Origin of the sequence: Terrisporobacter mayombei (assembly GCF_020748465.1) — a bacterium.
Lineage (GTDB): Bacteria > Bacillota > Clostridia > Peptostreptococcales > Peptostreptococcaceae > Terrisporobacter > Terrisporobacter mayombei.
The window spans coordinates 815826-838399 of the sequence record NZ_JAHZMP010000002.1 but is presented as its reverse complement, the minus strand read 5'-3'; the positions used below and the strand labels follow the sequence as shown (position 1 = coordinate 838399).

Below are 22574 nucleotides of genomic sequence, written 5' to 3'. Positions count from 1 at the left end.
TAACATTTATTTTTTATAAAGAAGTTTCTCTTAAAACTAAACCTTCATTTCTATCCATTAGAGTTCTAATAGACCATTCATTTGCGAATAACACTACTGGATTTCTATCTCTATCCTCAACTAGTAGTGTATCCATTGGCATTGTAAGTTTACCAAATTTAGAAAGATCATTTTCAATCCAACGTACATGGCTGTAAGGTAGTGAGTTCATTAGTATATCAACACCGTATTCTTGTTTTAGACGATATTCTAAGACTTCAAACTGTAAAACTCCAACTACTCCTACAATAAGCTCTTCCATACCCCAGTTAGGTTGTCTATATACCTGTATAGTACCTTCTTCTGATAACTGTGTAAGACCCTTTACGAACTGTTTTCTTTTAAGAGCATTTTTTGTAGATACTCTCATAAAGTGTTCAGGAGCAAATTGTGGTATACCAGTGTATTGTAAATTTGATTGTTTTTCACTTAATGTATCACCAATATTAAATATTCCTGGGTCATGTATACCTATAATGTCACCTGGGTAAGCTGAATCAATTATAACACGGTCTTGTGCCACAAACTGTTGAGGCTGAGAAAGCTTAACTTTTTTACCTCTTTGTACATGATTTACTGTCATACCTTTTTCAAATTTACCAGAGCAAATTCTAAGGAATGCAATTCTATCTCTATGATTTTTATCCATATTAGCTTGAATTTTAAATATAAATCCTGAGAAATTATCAGAGTTAGGATCAATATCACCTAAATTACTGCTACGAGGACTCGGTGGTGCTGTTATATCTAGGAATGACTCCAAGAATGGCTCCACACCAAAGTTAGTAAGGGCACTTCCAAAGAATACTGGTGTTAATTCACCATTTAGTACTCCATCCAAATCAAAATTATCTCCAGCAATATCTAAAAGTTCAATATCTTCTAATAGTTTTTCATGAAGATCATCACCAAGTAGAGTATTAAACTTTTCATCAGATGGATCTCCAGTTATACAATTAGCAATAGCTTGTCCATGGTTACCATCATCAAATACTTCAACTTGATTTTTGTGACGGTTAAACACACCTTTGAACTCTTTACCAGAACCAATTGGCCAGTTTACTGGACAAGAACGGATTCCTAGAACATTTTCAATATCTTCAAGTAGTTCAAATGGATCCCTTCCTTGACGGTCCATTTTATTAATAAAAGTGAAAATTGGAATTCCTCTCATTTTACAAACCTGGAATAATTTCTTTGTTTGATCCTCAACACCTTTAGCAGAGTCAATAACCATTACTGCAGAGTCTGCTGCCATAAGAGTTCTATAAGTGTCCTCACTGAAATCTTGATGTCCTGGAGTATCAAGAATATTTATACAAAAGTTATCATATTCAAATTGAAGAACACTTGATGCAACAGATATACCTCTTTGTTTTTCAATTTCCATCCAGTCAGATACTGCATGTTTTTGAGATCTTCTTGATTTAACTGAACCTGCTTCACGAATGGCTCCACCATATAATAGAAACTTTTCAGTTAATGTAGTTTTTCCTGCATCGGGATGGGAAATGATTGCAAAGGTTCTTCTTCTTTTAACCTCATCAATCAAGTTTATATTTTGTTCTGTCATATTTTATCATCCTTTATTTTAAATTTATGATTATCCAAATATAAAAAATTATATTTCTTAGTAGTTTTAAAATGAACATAATTATCTATGTACTAAAAAAAACTACAATCCTTTTGATATTATAACTTTAATTAAAAACTGTCAATATATAAATAGAGAAAAGCGCAGGAAACAAGCTAAGTGACTTAGTTGCTGTTGCTCCAATATGTAATATAAGAGTCACTCCAAGGAGTTTTGGAACAGGGTTTCCTCTATTATGCCGGATTATGATGTAAGAAAACAGTGGCTTAAGAATAATGGAATAGGAATGGATATATAATACTATTTTTTACTTACTAATTGTCAAATACAATAATAGGGGTGTATCAAAAATGATACACCCCTAAACTTTATCTAAATCCATATTTTGTATTTCATAAAAATCTGCTATTATATAATTACATTAATTAACAAAAAATGGTACTTTAAATTACGAGGGAGAGTAAGACATGAAAAAATTAATATTAGCGCTAATAGTAGTATTAAGTATAAGCACAGGGTGCGCACAAAGTAATGTAAAAACAGAAGAGACACCAAAAGAAGAAAAAATAGTCTACTGCAGTGAATGTGCAGCTGAATCAAAGGAAGAAAGTAAATACTGTAAAGAATGTGGAAAAGAAACACAATGGCTAAGCCAAAAGCCACAAATCAAAAAAGAAGAAAAAGACACTGACAGTGAAAAAACAGAGACAAGTGATACAGCAAATAAAAAGGAAGAAAAAGACAGTGATAGTGAAAAAACAGAGACAAGCGATACTTCAAATAAAAAGGAAGAAAGTGAATACGATAAAGGCTACAAAAAGGGTTACGAAGATGGTTATTACAAAGCTCAAATAGGTGATAATGAATGGAACGGATCTATAAAAAGCGATTATGACAGAGGATATGCCAAAGGGTTTGACAACGGGTGGACACAGTGTGTAGCTGATGGAAAAGATTATGAAAGCAAAAACAAATAAAGAAGAAACAGGGGTGTATCAAAAAAGATACACCCCTATTTTGAATAATTTAAACCAAGTTATGTTTTGTGAGATTAAGATTTTAAGTATAAAAACACTTATAGAATATAAAGAAAGAGTGCTAGAATGAAGTAGTAAAGGTAAATAAATAATTTAATAAAGGGGATGCAAATATTGAATAAGGTAAATGTAGAAGATTTGTTTAGAGATATTTCTAAGTGCAACCAAGTGGAAGCTATTGCCCTTGGAGGGTCTAGAGTAAGTGGAAAATATGATGATAAATCAGACTATGATGTTTATGTATATGTTAAGGAAAATATTCCCAAAGGCTCTAGAATGAACATATTATCTAAATACTGCTGCAAAATGGAAATAGAAAATCATTACTGGGAAGTTGAGGATAACTGCACTTTAAATTCAAATACTGATATAGATATTATTTATCGTAATATAGAAGATTTTGATTTGACAATAGGTAATATAGTACAAAAAAATATAGCTAATAATGGATATACCACTTGTTTATGGAATAACCTAAATACGTGCAAAGTTTTATACGACAAAGATGGTAAATTAGAAAAATTAAAAAGAAAATATAATATAATCTATCCTGATAAATTAAGACATAATATTATAAGTAAAAATAGAAAACTCCTAAATGGAGTACTTCCATCTTATGACATGCAAATTAAAAAAGCTATAGAACGTAATGATAAAGTTAGCATAAATCATAGGGTTACTGAGTTTTTAGCAAGTTACTTTGACATAATATTTGCTATAAATAAGGTAAGCCACCCTGGGGAAAAAAGACTAATACAACAATGTATAGATTTATGTGAAATACTTCCAATGGATTTTGAAGAAAATCTAAAGGACCTTTTTGAAAATATGTTTAATGAAGATTGTAATATTATAATAGAAGAAATAGTTAAAAATTTAGATAAAATAATAGAACAATAAAGATGGAATAAGGGTGTATCAAAAAAGATACACCCTTTCTTTAATAATTTTAACCAAGTTGTGATTCATGGGAATCTTTTGCTTTAACAAGAAAACTATTATTGAAATGAGATGAATCAGTCTCTTTTATATAAAAACTATATGTCACATCTAAATCCATATTTGTATTGTTCCTAACTCTAAGCACTGGATATCCATGTTCATTTGTTAGGGCTTCATCATTTTTTATTTCAATATGATTTGAAGTGAAATCTGAAGATTTACCAAATGAGTTACTTGAAAAATAAGTACAAAAAAGAAAAAGCTAAGTAGTAAAAATTTTGTTTTTTTCAATATAGTATTTGTTTAAATGATTAATTTTATATGAATTTACTAATAAATAAAAGGGTTCAAGAAATAAAAATAGAAGTTATTAATATATGAAAAATAATTGATTAAAAACTATAAACATACATAAAAGCACGCCATGAAGGTATATAAATAGCCCGACGCTATAATAACTTTTATGGCTTTTTTACTTCTAAGGAAATGCAAACTTAAGGATTACTTAAGGTAAATGTAGTTTAATATACTTAAACATACATACAGCAGATAATTAACTTGCAGTAAAAAAAATGGAAGTAGAGGAGGAGTAAAATGAAACAAGAACTAATCCCAGTATATGAAGAAGTGGAAGAACAGATAAAAAAAATATCTAACAATAAAGAAAAGAAATCTGAACCAATATGTATAAGTGGAAAGCCCATATATCTACCTCTTAGTGGACATAAAATAGAAGTTACTTATTACGAAGCAAAGAAAAAAAACGCACCTATTATATTTGGAGTTTATGGTGGTGAATTTACTACGGATAACTACTCCTATGACGATTTATTTTGGAATATGATCCACAGTGAGTTTGAGTGTAATGTAGTTTCTATATCATATAAAAATTTTAGAAAAAGCAAGTTTCCATGTGCTATAAACGATGTTTATGATGTGATTTGCTATTTTATGAAAAATGCATCACAGCTTGATTTTGATACAGATAAGGTAATAATATTTGGAAGTAGCATTGGTGCCAATTTTGCCACATCAGCAGCTCTTCTTGATAGAGCCAACAACACTAATTATATAAAAACACAAATATTAAATTACCCTTGTTTAGATTTAACTACAAGCATAAATAAAAATATATGTGGGGATTTTATAACTCCTGATAAATATGTAAACGACGTGGCTGAACTTAAAAATCCTTTCGTATCGCCTGTTTATGCTTCAAAAGAAGAATTAAAAGGTATGCCAAAGACAATAATGATCTGTGGAGAAGAAGACAATTTCCGTTATGAAGGTGAAAAATATGCAAAAATGCTACAAAACAGTGGAACAGAAGTATACTGTCAAAATTACAGTGAGATGGAACATGGCTTTGTGGAACTTTATTTCTTGCTAAAATATATGCCACTTAAATCTCAGACTTTGTCTAATAAAATGAAGGAAAACTTTATAAGTGGAAAGTTATATAAATCAGTAATGTCGGCAATTCAGTTTATTAAAGAACATTGCATATAGTTTTATAAGGAAAAGTCTCTCCTTTTTGGAGGGCTTTTTTATATGTTATAGATAAGGAAATAGAGAAAGTTTTAATAAATTCATATTTTTTGAAGGGAAATCCATATAAAAATCAAATTATATAAATGTAAAAGCAGAAAAATATATGATAATGACGAAGAAATTATTTGGGGGTAAGGATATGGTTTACAATGCAACAAAAAATGAAGAGTTTATTATACATTTTGCTAAGTATGCAATGATTTTAATAATGATTTTAATGGCTTTAGGAATACATGATTCAGCATTAAGTATTAATATTAAAAGTAGAAATACACATGATTTAGTATCAATATTATCTCTAATGATGTATTTAGCAGCCACAATATCATCATTGTATTATTATCAATTAAAGAAAAATAGTGATGCAATTTTTTATTTAATATACTTTGCTATTGCTTTTTTTTTACATCTTTCAAATCAAACAATATTGGTTTGTATTCAAGAGGAACATTTATTGATTAATTTATTTTTTATTAATAAAATACTTATAGTAATGACTATTATGCCAAATACAAACTTTAAAAATAAAATTTTGGAACGAAAGATTATTTTTACTTTTTGTATAGTATTAATATGCTTAATATTATCTTACATAGAAATGACACTTTTTAGTAGTAAAGCCTTAATTACAAATTATGTTGTACAAATTTTATTTATTTGTGGAAATATAATTTATATTTATGTTTCAACTATATATTTAAAAAAATTTAAAAGTACAAAGGATTGTATATATATTTTATGGACAGTTTTTTTGTTAAGCAGGTGCTTGAAGGATTTTTACGCATTAGTGTTTTACAATGGAAATATAGAAAATAGTAAATATGCAACTTTAGCACTATTAATTATGTATATTGGTTTAATTATGTATAGTATAGGAGTATTAATTATAAGTAATATGGAAACGAATAATAAATTAAAAGATATGCAAGACTTAGATGTATTTTATAATATATTAGATAATGAATTTATGAATATAGAAATGTATATTTTAAAGAAAAATTGGACTGTTATTTACGCCAATAAAGCAGTAAGAAAACAATATGGAATTAGTGAATACAACGTGGAATCATTCAAATTTTTAGGTCAAATTTGCAAAAATAAATTTGAGAGATTTGACAAAAAGTATCAAACTACTATAATGGGATCACTAGAAAATAATAGTAGTTGGAGAGGTGTTATTCCTATAAGAAATAATAATGAAATTTTATTAGATGTAAAAAAACAAATAAGTAAAGAACATGGTGAAATATACGTTGTTCAAATTGATTATAATAAAGAAGTGATAAAATTAAAAAAAGAAGTAGAAGAAAAGAATAGAATGTTTGATGTACTAACTGAAAAAATTGGGGACTTAATAATGGTGACGGACAAAGATGAAAGAATCAAGTATGTAAACAATGAAGTATATAAGTTATTAGGATGTGCAGAAGATGAAATAATTGGTTTTAAAGTAAGGGATATACTAATTGATAATGATAACAGTAACTACAATTATAACGAGAAAATAATATTTAAAGAATTTCATTTAATATGTAAGGATCAAAAAATTATAGATGTTGAAACATTGGTAACGCCAATTAATGATCAAGGTTGGATATTTGCATCTAGAAATATTACATATAGAAAAGAGTTGGAACTATTAAAAGATGAAAATGAAAAAATGAAAGTTCACCAGCAGTTAAAAACTGACTTTTTTGCAAACTTATCTCATGAACTAAAAACACCTTTAAACATTTTCTATTCCATCATACAATTATTAGACTTAAACTTAGACAAAAAAGAAAATGATTTTAAATTATCATACAAAAAACATAGTCACGGATTAAAAATAAATTTTTATAGAATGCTTAGAATGATTACAAATTTAATTGATTTAACAAAACTTGATTCAAATTTTAAAGAAGTTAAATTTAATAATTACGATATAGTAAGGTTATGTGAAGATGTTACATTTTCTGTGTTAACGTATGCACAACAAAAAAATATTGAAATTATATTTGATACGGAAGAAGAAGAACATATAATAAGATGCGATGGAGAATATATGGAAAGAATTATGCTTAATCTTCTTTCAAATGCAATTAAATATACTCCAAATGGAGGCGAGATATTTGTAAATTTAATTTTTAATGAAGATTATGTACATATAAAAATAAAAGATAATGGTATTGGTATTCCTAAAGAAAAGCTAGAGAGTATTTTTGAAAAGTTTGTTAGAGTAGATAAATCATTAAGAGGAGAAAATGAAGGTAGCGGTATAGGACTTAGCATCGTGAAATCATTAGTAGACTTACTACAAGGAAACATATATATTGAAAGTACTGAAAATATAGGCAGTGAATTTACTATAGAAATACCAAATATAAAACTAGAAGAAGGACTAACAGATTATGATGTAGACAAAGAAAGAATAACTTTAGAGTTATCAGATGTTTATTAGATTAAAATTTATGAAGATAGTAAAATTGAAATACTTTATATAAAAGTCTAAGCAAAAGCTTAGACTTTTTTTAAGTAAATTTAGTATTTAACTTTTTTTATTTGAAATATAGGCAAAAGTTCTTTATTATAGATATTAGGAGAGTCAAAACTTGACGGTATATGTCATGTTAAAGTGAAATATAATATAAAATATTTATATATAATAATAATTGTCGAAAAGGTAAACTAAATTTTTTGTCTAATTATTATTATAAATATATTTAATACATGAGGAAACAATAAATAGTAGATGAAGGGAAAATTTTATTATCATTTATTCTATTTATATAAATCTCAATATTAAGGATATTTACATATGCATAATAATTTAACAAATAGGAGCACAAAATTAAGATGAAAAATATAAATAGGCTGCTAATAATATCATTAATAATATTCCTAAGTTCAATTACCAATATATATGGAGAGACAAAAGATAATAAGGATATACACAATATTCTTTTGATAAACTCATACGATATAGATAATAAATGGGAAAATAGTATAAACGATGGATTCAAAGAATCAATGAAAAATAATCCTAATATTAATATAAAAACTGAGTATTTAGATATTAGGAATAATAATAATGAAAAATATTTAAGAGATTTTGAGAAATTACTAAATACAAAATATAGAGATAGTAACTTTGATATGGTTGTAACAATAGACGACGAAGCATTCAATTTAGCTAGGAAAGGTTTACTCAATAAGAATAGTATATTTTACAAAAAAATAATAGTTACTACTGGTGTAAGTGAACTAATAAGCCTTACATCTGAAGAGAAAGAATATATAACAGGTTTTATGGATGGTAGATCAAAGATTGAACTAATAAAATTAATTACACGTCTTCAGCCACAAGTAAAAACAATAAACGTTTTAATTGATGATACTAATTATTGTAAAGATATAAAAGATAAATTATTGGGAAATAGATATTTACTAGACGATCACATAAATTTAAATTTTATTGAAGCTAAATATGAAAATGAAATACTTGAAAAAATTGAAGACATGGATGAAAATAATGAAGCCTTATTAATATGTGGAGTATTTAAAGATAAAAATACTTATGATTATGCTAATTCTGAGGAATTTATTAGCAAAATAAAAAAAATAAAACATATACCAATATATACAAGTAGAGAAGACTATATAGGTAAAGGTGTTATAGGTGGATATATTGATATGGGAAGTGAATATGGAAAATCACTAGGGAAGATGGTTTTGAAAATATATAAAGAAGAAGGTATATCTTCAGTACCATTTATCAATAGAGTAGGTGCTAATTATATGGTCGATTATAATCAAATATATAAGTACGATATAAATCCATCAGATCTTCCAGAAGAAACTATCATAATTAATAAAAAACCTTATGATTTATTAATAACAAAAAATGAGAGAATTCAAGTATATTTAATTATAATAGTTTTACTTATTACTATGCTATATATAATCACCATGATGTTCAAGCATAGAAAAAATAATATTAAAAATAAAAAATTATACAATATTGCTAAGGAAAGAGAGCAATTGAAAACTGATTTTATAGTAAATATGAGTCATGAACTAAGAACGCCTTTAAACATTATAAGTAGCGCAAGCACATTGTTGGAAATGAAGGTAAATAAAAATGAAAAAGTAGAAAAAGAATATATACTAGATAAAGTAGAAAGAATTAACAAAAATAGTAACAGATTAAGAAGACTTATAAATAATTTAATAGATATTACAAAATTTGATTCAGGTTTTTATGAATGTAGATGCAAAAATGAAAATATAGTTTATGTGGTGGAAGATATAGTATTTGCATCAGTTGATTATGCCAATGAGAAAGATATAGAAGTATTATTTGATACAGATGCAGAAGAAATAATAACTTCTATAGATAAGGAAAAGATAGAAAGGGTTATTTTAAACATACTATCCAATGCAATAAAATTTACTAATGAAAATGGAAAAATAGAAGTTCGTATAAAACATGACGATAAATTCGTGTATATTAGTTTAAAAGACAATGGAATAGGAATACCAAAAGAAAAAGTAGATCAAATATTCCATAGATTCTATCAAGTAGATTCTATTTTATCGAGAAAAAACGAAGGTAGTGGAATAGGCCTTTGCATAGTAGACGAAATAATTAAAATGCACAATGGTAAAGTTGAAATTGATAGTGAAGAAAATAAAGGAACTACCTTTGAAATAATCTTAAATCTTTCTAATGATGATCGTATTGACGATGATACGGATAATAAAACTGATCGAAATATTAATGACGCAGTAAAAATTGAAATGGCAAATATATAATGATAAAGCTACTAAATTTGTATATGATATACTTATTTAGTAGCTTTATTTAATGTAAAAGGGGTATAAAATGTTAAAGATATATAAGGGGAAAACTTATGAAGAGAAAAGAAATACTGGAAAAGCTTATGTTACAAATAAATAAAGGAAACCATATTGTTGGTGTGACAACAGGATGTGGTATAACAGCAAAGTACTCACAAAATGCTGGGGCAGATTTCCTTTTAACTCTTAGTTCAGCAAGGTTTCGGCAAATGGGAAGAGGAGTATTGGCAAGTTTTCTACCCTATTGTAATAGTAATGATTTGGTTATGGAATTTGGATCAAAAGAAATAATACCCTTAGTCAAAGACATACCTGTCATTTTTGGAGTAAATGCAACGGATCCTACTAAAAATATGGATGCTTATTTAGATAAAATAATTGAAAATGGTTTTTCTGGTGTTAATAATTACCCCTCAATTGGACTTATTGATGGTAAATTTAGAGAAGCTCTTGAAGAATCAGGATGCAGTTATTTATCAGAAGTTGAATTAATTAAAAAGGCCAATAATAAAGGTTTATTTACTATAGCATTTGTGTTTGATGAAATACAAGCTAAGCAAATGATTGAAGCTGGAGCTGATGCTATATGTGTACATCTGGGATTGACAGAAGACGAGTTGTTAGGAGAGAAAAAAAAGTTTTCACTGGAATATGTAAAACTTAAAATGGAAAAAATATTTAATAAATGTAATGAGATAAACCCTTATGTAATTAAATTAATTTATGGTGGACCTATTAAAACTCCACTAGATATTCAATATATGTACAGTAATGAAAATTTAATGGGATATATTGGTGGTTCTCCTTTTGATAAAATACCATTAGAAAAAGCTATTACAAAAACTATAAAAACTTTCAAAGTATCTTCAAATGTGGATGAAGATGATTTAATAACTAAAAAGCTAGATAAAATTACAAATAACTGTGATTATGTTGAGTATGTAAAAGAATATGTTGCTAAAAATTATATGAATGACATATCATTTGCAGATTTAGCTAAATCAGTTCATGTATCTAGAAGTTATTTAAGTAGTTTATTTAAAAAAGAAGTTGGTTGTAGTTTCACAGAATATTTAGTAAAATTTAGGATAAACAAAGCAGTTGATATACTAAATAAAAAAGATATACCTTTATCAACTGTAGCTACATTAGTCGGTTATAATGATTATTCTCAGTTTAGCAAAATGTTCAAAAAGTATAAAGGATACTCCCCAATAAAACATAAACACAAAAAGTTAGAACATAAAAACATTTACTTAGAAAATGAAAAATAATAGTATAAATATAAGGTTAATTTTGGTACCAAAAATTACATAATTTATATTAATTTGACAAAATGAATCAGAAGGGGAGAATTATAGATGAAAACCGTTGCAATTGCAGGTTCCTTTGATACTAAGAGTACGGAATATTTATATGCCAAAGATCTAATTGAAAGTTTAGAGCTAAATACTTATATAATACATACAGGTGTATCTAAATCAACTTTCAAACCAGATATTTCCAGAGAAGAAGTAGTACAAGCAGCAGGGGGAGATATAAAAGTTCTTGCTCAAAAAAAAGACATAGAATTGACATCAGAGGTTTTATCAAAGGGAATGGAAAATTTAATACCTAAACTTTATGAGCAAGGGAAATTTAATGGAATTATTTTTTTTGCAGGTTCTAAAAAGACTTCATTAATAACACCTGCAATGAAGGCATTACCTATTGATGTACCAAAGCTTATGATATCAAGAGTTTCATCTGAAAACACATCACAATACGTGGGGAAAAATGACCTTATTATGATGCCAACCATTGTGGATGTAGACAAATCCAATTTTACTTCTACAAAAATTGCAGTTTTTACAATTGCAGAAATGGTTAAATTTGAGAATAATTAATAATTTATATATAAAAATTTGAGAACTAACTGGAGGAAAATTCAATGAATAAGATGACAAGAAAAGAAATTATTAACAAATTTAATGAAGGTGTAATCAAGGGAAAATACTAGTGGGAGTTGGGGCTGGGACAGGCATTACAGCTAAAAGTAGTGAAGCCGGGGGCGCAGACATGCTTATTATCTATAGCTCATGTAGGTATAGAATGGCAGGGCGTGGACAACTGGCAGGATTAATATCCTATGGAGATGCAAACCAAATTGTAGTAGAGATGGGAGCAGAAATACTACCAGTTGTACAAAACACGCCTGTTCTAGCTAGTGTTTGTGGCACAGATCCGTTTAGACTAATGGACATATTTTTAAAACAATTAAAAGAGCAAGGATTTAGTGGAGTACAAAACTTCCCAACAGTAGGATTAATAGATGGTGTTTTTAGACAAAGCTTAGAAGAAACAGGGATGGGTTACGACTTAGAAGTTGAAATGATAAATAAAGCCCATAACCTAGACATGCTGACTACTCCTTTTGTATTTGATCCACAGCAAGCAAAGAAAATGGCAGAGGCAGGAGCAGACATATTGATTGCGCATATGGGATTAACTACAAAAGGAACAATAGGGGTAAAAACAACTCTTACTTTAGAGGAGTGTGTTGAAAAAATAGAAGATATAATTAAAGCGGGGAAAGAAGTTAATCCAGATATAATGGTTATTTGCCATGGAGGTCCTATAATAGAACCAGAAGATGTTGCATATATAATAGAAAAAGTTGAAAACATAGATGGTTTCTTTATAACTTCCTCTCTAGAAACAGTTGAAACAGAAAAAGCCATTAAGGAGAACATATCATCATTTAAAGCTATAAAGAAAAAATAAAACTTTACAGCTTTACTCATTCATACTGAAATATAAAATTATATTTCAGTATTTTTTATTTTGTAATAATTGTAATTAACAGCAAGAAAACGTTTTATATGCTATAATATTTTTCAAAAGACAATAAAGTATAATATGTGAGGGGAAATTATGGATATATTCAAAATATTAAATGTAAACATAACAAAAGATAAAGATATTATAAAAAGAGCTTATTTATCAAAATTACAAAATACAAATCCAGAGGACAAACCAGAAGAATTTATGCAGTTAAGAGAGTCTTATGAGAAAGCTTTAGAGTATGCAGATTCACGAGATGAAACTAATAATTCAGATGAAAACGATAATTTAAATAAAGATAAAAGTGAAATAGATTTATGGATGGAAAAGGTACAATTAGTGTACAACAATTTTAAAACAAGAAATGATCTTGATAAATGGTCACAGCTTTTAAATGATGATGTATGCCAAGGATTAGATAGTAAAATAGAATCTAGAGACGCTATTTTAGAATTTCTTATGGATAATTACTATGTATCAGGCAAAATTATGAGGTTTTTAAATGAAGAGTTTGATTTTATGGGGAATTTAGATGAATTATATGAAAACTACCCAAGACCTTTTATAGATAATGTAATTGTTTATAGAATAACTGATGATGAATATCCTTTATATTCCTTATTTGATATAAATGAAGAATTAAATTATGATGAATTTTTAAGTATGGTTTATGAATTAAATGATTTTTATATGGAAAATGAACATGACAAAGCCATAGAATTAATTAAAAAAATAGATGATCTAAATATTTATCATCCAGAACTTGATAAGAAAAAAGCTCAAATTTACTATTCTATGAAAGAATATGACAAAGCCTTGGAATTTATTGAAAACATAGATCCAAAATACGAGGAAGTAGTAGAAACCAAGATAATTAAAGCAATGATACTTACAAAACAAGAAAAGCTTGATGAAGCAAAGGAATATCTTTATGAAGTTTTAAACAAGGATCCTAGAAACTCTATAGCAATAGAAGGATTAACTTCTATTTATCAAAGTGAAGATAGACTATTAGATGCAAAAGCCTTAATATATGGTTTATCCTATAAAGGATACTCAGATTATTACATAATTGATATTTTAGACAATATAAACGAAAAAATAATAAGTACATACGAAGAAAATCCAAGTAAAAATTACAATAAAAGTGAAATAATTGAAATAGCATGGGCTTATAATGAAAATAATTATTTTGATAATGCATTAAAATTATTAAATTCCATAGAAGTAGATAAATCCATAGGATGTGGGTATTATGCATTGATGACAAAAGTTCACAGTAATTTGGATAAGAATCTTAAAAGTTTTAACTATCTAGAAAAATGGGAGAAATCCATAGAAAATAATGAAGAGATAGAAATTACAGATTTAAATAGAAGATATAAATGTTTAAGTCGAGTTTATAAATCAAAGTCACTTATTTATATAAATCAAAAAGAAATGGATGAAGCATTGAAATATATAAATAAGTCTTTAGAAATTCTTCCTACTGATATAAATAATTTAGAGTGGAAAACAAGAATACTTTATAAGCAAAGAAAGCTTAAAGAAGTTGTAGATTTTAGTAATGAAATAATAAAATTAAATCCTGAAAATCAAGTAATACAAAGGATAAAAGCAAAAGCATTATACGATATGGGTGATTTTTCAAGATCCTTTGAAGTATGTGAAGAAATGTTAGAAATGTATAAATATCAAATTTTCCCTTATGTTCATAAAGCAAGAATATTAATAGAAGTGGAAGAAATAGATGATGCAATAGAAATATTAGACTTTCTAGAAAAAGAAGAAGTAGAATCTGAGAGTATAAATTTTATAAAAGGACTTATAGCATATTGTAAAGATGATATAGGAAGTGCCAAAGAAATTTTTGAAGGTATAATAGAAAAAATTGAGTCAAATGAAGATACAGTTATGGAGTTTGAGGAAGAAGTTTATTTATATTATATAAAATGCACTTACAAAGAAAAAAACCCAGAAGACATAATAAGGTTGGCAAATAAGGGACTTGAATGTGATAGCAAAAATATGGAGCTAATGTATTATAAAGGCTGGTATCTAATAGAAGTAGATAAATTGGATGAAGCACAAAAGATATATGAAGAGTTACATATTATAGATGAAGGAAATTCATATTCAAACACTAAATTAGGTGATATTTATAGACTAAGAGGAGATTTTAACAAGGCTTTAGAGTATTATACTAAACAAATAGAATTGGAATATGATGATGAAGACTATTTTGATAGAATAACCTTAAATATGGACTTATATAATTTCGACAGTGTATATGAAGATTTAACTTATTTGGAAATGGTCATGCCAAAAAATCCAAGAGTTTATGATGACTTAGGAATATATTACAATGTGCTAGATAAACCTGAAGAAGCATTAAAATATTATTTAAAAGCAAAATCTATAGAAGACAGAAATGAAACAAAGGAACTTAGATATTTAAATTTCAGAATAGCAACAATGTATAGAAGACTTGGAATGTACCAAGAAGCTGTTAAATGTTATGAAGAAGATTATGAAATAAGCAAAAACGAAGATAATTTATATGAAACATACGTCCTATATATGCAAATTGCACAGTTAAAAAAGGGTGAAGAATATTTAAAAAGATATCTAAAAGAAATGAATTTATCTAAGTTTAGTGTAGAGTATAGACATAAAATTGCCATGATGCTTTGGCAAAGCAATAGACTATCAGAGGTAAAAAAATACTTTTCACTAATACTCTCTGATGATAGCGAAATAAATATGGATAAAGGTGGATTTTACTATTATACAAATAATTTAAAAAAGGCATTATCTTGTATTGAAAAATCCATAGAAATTGATAATAATTTAGGGGAAGAACCTAACAAGAATAATTTCATAATTGCCGGTAGAATATGTTCAAGATTAGGATATGAAGATGAAGCCATTAAATACGCCAAAAAGGTATTAAGATTACTACCAAAGGATCTGGAAAGTAAAAAAGGCTTAATTCCTCTTATGTATAAGTATGCAGGAGGCGCTTATGCAATTTGTAGAGAATATGAAAAAGCTGAAGAATATTTAAAAAAAGCATTGGAAGCACCTAAATGTTTGCATTGCGAAAGATGTAAGTGTATAGATGCAATAGTAGAGCTTATTCACTTGGAGATTTTAAGAGAAAATATGGATAAAGCTAGAGAATATTTAGAAGAAGGAAGAAAAATAGATCAATCAGATGTGGATATAATTGGCTTTGGAGAAATACTAGGCTGCTAAGAGGTGAGAAAATGATAATAGGAATAGATTTGGGAACAACAAATAGTTTAGCTTGTTATTTCAATGAAGGAGAAATAAAAATAATACCAAATAGACTTGGAGACAGTTTAACTCCTTCTGTTGTAAGTTTAGACGAAGATAATAATATATATGTGGGGAAGATAGCAAAAGAAAGAAAAATACTATATCCTCACTTGAGTGTAGATGTTTTTAAAAGAAGTATGGGTACAAATAAAGAATTTATACTAGGAGATAAGAAATTTAAAGCAGAAGAATTATCTTCTTTTGTTCTAAAATATATAAAAGAAGATGTTGAATTTTACTTAGGAGAAAGTGTAGAAGAAGCTATTATAAGTGTTCCTGCTTATTTTAATGATGAACAAAGAAAAGCAACAAAAAAAGCAGGAGAGCTTGCAGGTTTAAAGGTGGAGAGAATCATAAGTGAGCCTACTGCAGCAGCAATTGCCTATGGAATAGACAAAAGAGACGACAATACTAGATTTCTAGTATTTGATTTAGGTGGGGGAACATTTGATATATCCATCCTTGAGATGTACGGCAGTATAATGGAAGTAAGAGCAGTAGCTGGAGACAATTTCATAGGTGGAGAAGATTTTACAGATATACTTTATAGAATGTTTTTAGACCAAGTTAAATTAAAAGAAGAAGATTTAAGTAAAAAAAGTATATCTCATATAAAAAAGCAATGTGAGAAATGTAAGGTGGAATTTAGCTCTAGTAAGGTTGTTCAAATAAGATGCAACGTAGAAGGTGAAATCTATGAAACAAATATAAATATGGACGACTATGAAAAGTCTTGTGAGCTTATTTTATCAAAGCTTAAAAAACCTATAGAAAAAAGTTTAAAAGATGCAAAAATAAAATTAAATCAAATAGATGAAATAATATTAATAGGAGGCGCAACACAGCTTCCTACTATAAGAAAATTTGTAGGTAAAATATTCGGCAGATTACCTAATACAAGCATAAATCCAGATGAAGCTGTAGCCATGGGAGCAGCTTTGCAAGGTGCTATGAAAGAAAGAAATAAATCCATAAAAGAAGTAATACTTACAGATGTATGCCCATTTTCCCTTGGAACAGAAGTTGTAATTGACTCATCAAATAATAGATACAATGAAACATATTTCTGTCCAATTATTGAAAGAAATACAACTATTCCTGTAAGTAGAACAGAAACTTTTTACACTGCACATGACAACCAAAGCAAAGTTGTGGTGGAAATAATTCAAGGAGAAAGTAGATTAGTAAAAAATAACCTAAAACTTGGACAAATAACTGTAAATGTACCTAGAAGAAAAGTAGGTGAAGAATCTATAGATGTGACCTATACTTATGACATAAACTCTCTTCTAGAAGTAATAGTAAAAGTAAACTCTAGTGGAGAAAAGAAAAGAGTTATAATTCAAAAACAAGAGGATAAAATTAGCGAAGAAGAGGCTAATGCAAGATTTGAAGAATTAAGCTATTTAAAAATTCATCCTAGGGAAAATGAAAAAAATAAAGAAGTACTTTCTAGGGGAGAAAGAATGTACGAAGAAAGTACAGGTGAATATAGGCAAATAATTAACTCAGCATTAATAGAATTTGGAAATATTCTTGATAAACAAGACAAAATTCACATTGAAAATGAAAGAGAAAAATTAAATGATTTACTAAATAATATAGAATTTGAACAACTATATTAATGATAATTGAAAAGTTAACTTATTTAATGTAAAGTATATTATTCACTAGATAAAAGGGGGAATATTATGAGTCATATTAAAGTTATAAAAAAAGAGGAACTTTCAACAAGTGAGTGGTCAGGGGGAACAACTACTCAGCTTTATATTTATCCAGAAAATGAACTTTATGAAAATAGAAATTTTAAATTTAGAATCAGTTCAGCTAAAGTCGATTTAGAAGAGTCTACTTTTACTAAACTACCAAATATAAAAAGAAAAATTATGATATTAGATGGAAAGCTTGAATTAGTACATGAAAATCACCATGAGATTACTCTTGAAAAGTTTGACCAAGACACTTTTTATGGAGATTGGAACACTAAAAGCTATGGAAAAGTAACTGATTTTAACTTAATGTTAAATAAAAATACTGATGGTATAATAGAACATATAAATTTGGAAAATGAAATAACTATTGATAATGACAATAATGATAAATACGAAAATTGGGCAGAAGTTTTTTATATTGTAAATGGGAAAATAAATATAAGTATAGACAATGAATGTGAATTGTTGGAAAATGGTGATGTAGCTATAATTAAAAATAGTGATAAATTAAATATTAACCTTAAAAATAATGACACATTTAATTCACATATAATAAGAACAAAAGTAAACTATTAAAACTTACTATATATAATAGAAATAAAAATTATTAGGTTATGGAGGGAAATTTATGTTGGAAATATTAAAAAATAGAAGAAGTATAAGAAAGTTCACAGATGAGAAAGTATCAAAAGAAGATTTAAATAAAATACTAAAGGCTGGCTTATTTGCACCTTCATCTATGGGTAAAAATCCAGTGGAGATGATAGTTGCAGAAGATAAAAAGACAATTTTACAACTAGAAACTTGCAAAAAACATGGTACTTTACCGTTAAAAACTGCACCTCTTGTTATTGCTATTATAGCTGATAGTGAATTAAGCGATGTTTGGGTTGAAGATGCTTCTATAGTTTCTATTTTAATTCAGCTAGAAGTTGAAAAATTAGGACTAGGGTCTACTTGGATTCAAATGAGAAAAAGAGAATCTCTAGAAAAAGATTCTGAAGAAGCTGTTAGAGAGGTTCTTAATATTCCGGGGAAATACGGAGTTTTATCCCTTGTAGCTATTGGACATAAGGACGAAGAAAAGAAACCTTATGATGATAGTCATCTGAATCTTGATAAAGTTCATTATGAAAAATTTTAATTTGAAAATATAAACTAAATATCAAGAGGAAAAGACTAATGAATTTAAAAGACAAAATAGAGAAAATGCCTGAATGCCCTGGTATTTACATAATGAAAGATGCTTATAACAATATAATTTATGTGGGAAAATCAATAAATTTAAAAAGTCGTGTAAAAAGTTATTTTAGAGAAAATCTCAATAGATCTAGAAAAATTGAGAGAATGGTAAAATCCATAAATGATATAGATTATATTACTACAGATACAGAGTTGGATGCTCTTTTATTGGAATGTGACTATATCCATAACATAAGGCCTATGTACAACACTTTAATGAACAACTATGAAAAATATAAATACATAAAGCTAAATACTAATAATCTAAATTTGATTGATATTGTTGATGAAAAAGATGAGGATTGTACTTACTTTGGACCATTTTCCATGAATAAAAGACTATTTACACTAAGAGATTTTTTATTAGATTATTTTAAACTACCAACATGCAACACAAAGACAAAGTGTATTAGATATAATATTGAAAAATGTGTAGGTCCTTGTAGAGTAAATACAAAGGAAAAATATGAAGAAATTTACAAAATTTTAGTGAACACTTTTGAAGGCAAAGATGATTTTATAAAAGAGTTGGAAAATGAAATGATAACTCAATCATCCTTATTAAACTTTGAAAAAGCCATGGAAATAAAAAGTAACATTGAGTTACTTAAAAGTATAAGTCAAAAACAAAATACTTTTGATTTGTTTAAAAATAACTGTAAATTTGTACTTTGGATGAAAATGAATGAAAATAATTACAAGTTGTACTTTATTAATAATGTAAAAGTGGAGTATTCACAGATTATTAATAAAGAAGAGTTTGACGAAAAAAAGAAAAGTGAAATAATACAAAGAATTGAAAAATTTAAATTAAATAAAAATAATAAAGTAGTATATGACAAATCTTATATCGATTATATTAATATTATTTATTCTTACATTCACAAAAGTGAAAAAATTGATTATATACAAATTTAAGTATTATTATATAATAAATAATTAGATATGGTATAAGTTGGGTATATATATAACAAATAATAATTTTAAGATGGGGGAACATATTATGGATTACAAAAAGCTTATATTAAATAGAAAATCAGTAAGAGACTTCAAGGACACAAGTATAGATACAAAACACTTCAGTGAAATAGAAAACTATATAGAAAGTTCTAAAAAATTACTTCCTGAGATTGAAGTTGAAATGAGAATGTATGACTTTAAAGATTGTTATGAAAAGATAAACGAATTGGCAGGATATAACGGATTTTTAATACAAGCACCAAACTACATTATAATACTTTCAGATGTGAAAGAAGGCTATATAGAAAATAGCGGATATATTGGAGAAAGACTAATATTAAAAGCTGAAGATTTAGGAATAGATTCTTGTTGGATAACTTTTAAAGATAGCAAATCAATAAAAGAAAGACTAAATATTTCAAGTGATAAAGAAGTTACAGCTATAATTGCTTTAGGATACGAAGATGATAGAAATAGTAAACATAAAAGTACTTCAGACAGATTAGGTGTTGAAGAAATCGTATTCATGGATGAGTGGGGAAATAATGCGAATGTTACTGAATTAGAAGAAAGATATCTACTAGATGCATTTTCTTATGCTAGAATGGCACCATCAAGTCTTAATAGACAACCATGGAGATTTATTATTGACGGTGGAAAAGTTATATTAGCAGTTAAAACAGATGATTTTAGTAGTGACTATGAAGGTAGTATAGATACAGGAATAGCAATGCTTTATTTTAGTTTAATAATAGATACAACAATGTTTGACTTAAAATGGTATGTGGGAAGTTTAAATAAGGATTATAAAATACCAGCAGACTATAAAATAGTAGGATATTGTTGTATATAGTTTATAAAATATATTAAATATAATAAGGAAAAAAGAGTGAATATATGAAGATATTCGCTCTTTTTTTGTAAGTAAGTTGTGTTAAAAAAGTAAATATTTAAAATTTTTTATAAGGAAATTGAAACCTGTGGAAAACACAGTGAAATGTAGTAATTACAATGGTTACAAAAAAGTTTTATTAATATTATTACGAAAATGTAATATGAAAATCATCCCCATTTCATTGACAAGATATTTACACTTAGTTATATTAAAAGTTGAAATAAGATATAATAATTGGGGACGAATCGCAGGTTTTTTAGCAATTTTTTAGAGGAGATTAAAGATTAAATATGAAGAAATTAAGTTATTTTATTATACCATTAATGATTGGTGGTATATTTTTGTGTGGATTAAATAAATTCCTTGATAAGGAAATAGATTATATGCTTAAAGAAAAAGATTTAATGCCCATAATGAATGATGCATTAAGTGATGTAAAAGATAAAGGAACAATTGCTAATAATCATTTTATAGAAAAAAATAATATTATGATGTTAGGTTCATCAGAATTAAGCCATTCAACGAAGCAACATCCAACTTACTATTTTAACACTAACAGAAGTAAAAATGGTGTAGCGCCAATAGGAAGAGCCTATACTCAAAGTTTACAGGATGCTGCATCATTAGGAAGTTTTAATCCAGAAGTAAAAGACAAGAAAGTTGTTTTGTTAATTTCTATGCAGTGGTTTATGGATAAAAACGGAGTTACTCCCCATCATTACCAAACTAGATTTTCACCAACTCAATTTTATGAGTTTTTAAGTAATCCAGAAATTTCACAGGAAAATAAAAATAAATTTGCTACTAGATCAAGTGAATTACTAGCAGATGCAGATGAATACAAATCAGAGGCTGTATATGCTAGCTTATATACTTCTGATTCTTTTGTTTCAAATATAGAAAAAGTACTTTTAAAACCTTATTTTGAAATTAGAAAGTTTGCTGTAAAGCTTAAAGAAAAAGGTACTTTATATAAACAATTAGTAGTTTTATCATCACAAAAAGATAAAAAACCAGAACCTAAAAAACCTATAGATTGGAAAATGGAAAAAGAACAAGCCATTGAAGACGCTAAAAAAAGAGTTGGAGACAACGATCTAAGTATTGATAAAATCTACTATAAAAAGAACTTTGGTGATAATTTAAACAAAGTAAAAAATAAATATAAAGATGTAAATCTTCTTGAATCAAAAGAGTTTGATGATTATCAACTTACGCTAGATGTTTGTAGAGATTTAGGAATAGAACCTGTAGTTATAATGTTACCAGCCATGGATAAATTTTATAATGTTACTGGTATTTCTCAAACTGAAAGACATGAGTTTTATGATAAAGCAGAAAGTATTGCAAAATCAAAAGGCTTTAAAGTTATGGACCTTAGAGACAAAGAAAATGAAAAGTACTACTTACGAGATGTAATGCATCTTGGAACGAAAGGTTGGGTGGATGTTTGTGAGAAATTATATAAAGAATTTGACCAAAAATAAGTACTTAATGATGAGTGCTACATTTACAATAATAATAGTGGCAGCTATATTAGTATTCACATTTACTTCATTTAAAGACTTACCATTTATATATAATGAGTTCTAATAAAA

General features: G+C 27.3%; 19 protein-coding genes and 1 pseudogene. 18 read left to right on the top strand and 2 right to left on the bottom strand.

Translation table 11 applies throughout. The features are described from left to right. Positions 1-13: 13 nt before the first annotated feature. Positions 14-1612, bottom strand: coding sequence for a peptide chain release factor 3 (locus tag K0039_RS10585; protein WP_228105020.1), 1599 nt, complete (start codon positions 1610-1612; stop codon positions 14-16). 226 nt (positions 1613-1838) lie between these two features. On the opposite strand from K0039_RS10585, the pseudogene K0039_RS23875 reads away from it, so the two are divergent. From K0039_RS23875 to K0039_RS10570, 4 genes and pseudogenes are all read left to right on the top strand, one after another. Further along, positions 1839-1931: pseudogene (locus tag K0039_RS23875) on the top strand (M48 family metallopeptidase); the annotation flags it as partial. A 169-nt stretch (positions 1932-2100) separates the two neighbouring features. Then, a complete protein-coding gene (locus K0039_RS10580; protein WP_228105019.1) occupies positions 2101-2610 on the top strand; it encodes a hypothetical protein in 510 nt (169 codons plus the stop codon). Beyond that, positions 2591-2740, top strand: a complete 150-nt coding sequence (locus K0039_RS10575) for a hypothetical protein (protein WP_228105018.1) — start codon at positions 2591-2593, stop codon at positions 2738-2740. The genes K0039_RS10580 and K0039_RS10575 overlap by 20 nt, the downstream gene beginning before the upstream one ends. 44 nt (positions 2741-2784) lie before the next feature. Next, a complete protein-coding gene (locus tag K0039_RS10570) occupies positions 2785-3570 on the top strand; it encodes a nucleotidyltransferase domain-containing protein (protein ID WP_228105017.1) in 786 nt (261 codons plus the stop codon). Between the two features lie 49 nt (positions 3571-3619). Here K0039_RS10570 and K0039_RS10565 read toward each other — a convergent pair whose 3' ends face one another. Beyond that, entirely contained in the window at positions 3620-3757 is a 138-nt protein-coding gene (locus tag K0039_RS10565) for a hypothetical protein (RefSeq protein ID WP_228105016.1), read from the bottom strand. Positions 3758-4206: 449 nt separating this feature from the next. Here K0039_RS10565 and K0039_RS10560 point away from each other — a divergent pair, with 449 nt between their 5' ends. From K0039_RS10560 to K0039_RS10495, 14 genes are all read left to right on the top strand, one after another. Further along, positions 4207-5121, top strand: coding sequence for an alpha/beta hydrolase fold domain-containing protein (locus tag K0039_RS10560; protein WP_228105015.1), 915 nt, complete (start codon positions 4207-4209; stop codon positions 5119-5121). A gap of 151 nt (positions 5122-5272) precedes the next feature. Next, positions 5273-7603: a sensor histidine kinase gene (locus K0039_RS10555; RefSeq protein ID WP_228105014.1), complete on the top strand. Its 2331-nt coding sequence runs from the start codon at positions 5273-5275 to the stop codon at positions 7601-7603. A gap of 395 nt (positions 7604-7998) precedes the next feature. Next, positions 7999-9957, top strand: a complete 1959-nt coding sequence (locus tag K0039_RS10550; RefSeq protein ID WP_228105013.1) for a sensor histidine kinase — start codon at positions 7999-8001, stop codon at positions 9955-9957. 98 nt (positions 9958-10055) lie between these two features. Then, on the top strand, positions 10056-11276 hold the full coding sequence (locus K0039_RS10545; protein ID WP_228105012.1) for a phosphoenolpyruvate hydrolase family protein: 1221 nt from the start codon (positions 10056-10058) through the stop codon (positions 11274-11276). Between the two features lie 87 nt (positions 11277-11363). Continuing rightward, positions 11364-11888: a Tm-1-like ATP-binding domain-containing protein gene (locus K0039_RS10540; RefSeq protein ID WP_228105011.1), complete on the top strand. Its 525-nt coding sequence runs from the start codon at positions 11364-11366 to the stop codon at positions 11886-11888. A gap of 112 nt (positions 11889-12000) precedes the next feature. Further along, positions 12001-12765 carry a phosphoenolpyruvate hydrolase family protein gene (locus tag K0039_RS10535; RefSeq protein WP_334302533.1) on the top strand — a complete coding sequence of 255 codons (765 nt, stop codon included), beginning with the start codon at positions 12001-12003 and terminating at the stop codon, positions 12763-12765. A gap of 150 nt (positions 12766-12915) precedes the next feature. After that, a complete protein-coding gene (locus tag K0039_RS10530) occupies positions 12916-16083 on the top strand; it encodes a tetratricopeptide repeat protein (RefSeq protein WP_228105010.1) in 3168 nt (1055 codons plus the stop codon). A gap of 11 nt (positions 16084-16094) precedes the next feature. Beyond that, complete coding sequence (locus K0039_RS10525; protein WP_228105009.1) at positions 16095-17792, top strand: molecular chaperone HscC; 1698 nt, start codon at positions 16095-16097, stop codon at positions 17790-17792. A 66-nt stretch (positions 17793-17858) separates the two neighbouring features. Beyond that, positions 17859-18455, top strand: coding sequence for a HutD family protein (locus K0039_RS10520; RefSeq protein ID WP_228105008.1), 597 nt, complete (start codon positions 17859-17861; stop codon positions 18453-18455). Positions 18456-18507: 52 nt separating this feature from the next. Then, the gene (locus K0039_RS10515; RefSeq protein ID WP_228105007.1) at positions 18508-19023 is read left to right on the top strand and encodes a nitroreductase family protein; all 516 of its coding nucleotides are present in this window, start codon (positions 18508-18510) and stop codon (positions 19021-19023) included. Positions 19024-19061: 38 nt separating this feature from the next. Continuing rightward, positions 19062-20039 carry a GIY-YIG nuclease family protein gene (locus tag K0039_RS10510; protein ID WP_228105006.1) on the top strand — a complete coding sequence of 326 codons (978 nt, stop codon included), beginning with the start codon at positions 19062-19064 and terminating at the stop codon, positions 20037-20039. 85 nt (positions 20040-20124) lie between these two features. Further along, entirely contained in the window at positions 20125-20934 is an 810-nt protein-coding gene (locus tag K0039_RS10505) for a nitroreductase family protein (protein WP_228105005.1), read from the top strand. A 332-nt stretch (positions 20935-21266) separates the two neighbouring features. After that, the gene (gene dltD / locus K0039_RS10500) at positions 21267-22463 is read left to right on the top strand and encodes a D-alanyl-lipoteichoic acid biosynthesis protein DltD (protein WP_228105004.1); all 1197 of its coding nucleotides are present in this window, start codon (positions 21267-21269) and stop codon (positions 22461-22463) included. Beyond that, on the top strand, positions 22429-22569 hold the full coding sequence (locus K0039_RS10495) for a hypothetical protein (RefSeq protein ID WP_018590837.1): 141 nt from the start codon (positions 22429-22431) through the stop codon (positions 22567-22569). Before dltD ends, K0039_RS10495 begins: the two co-directional genes overlap by 35 nt. The last annotated feature ends 5 nt before the right edge of the window (positions 22570-22574 follow it).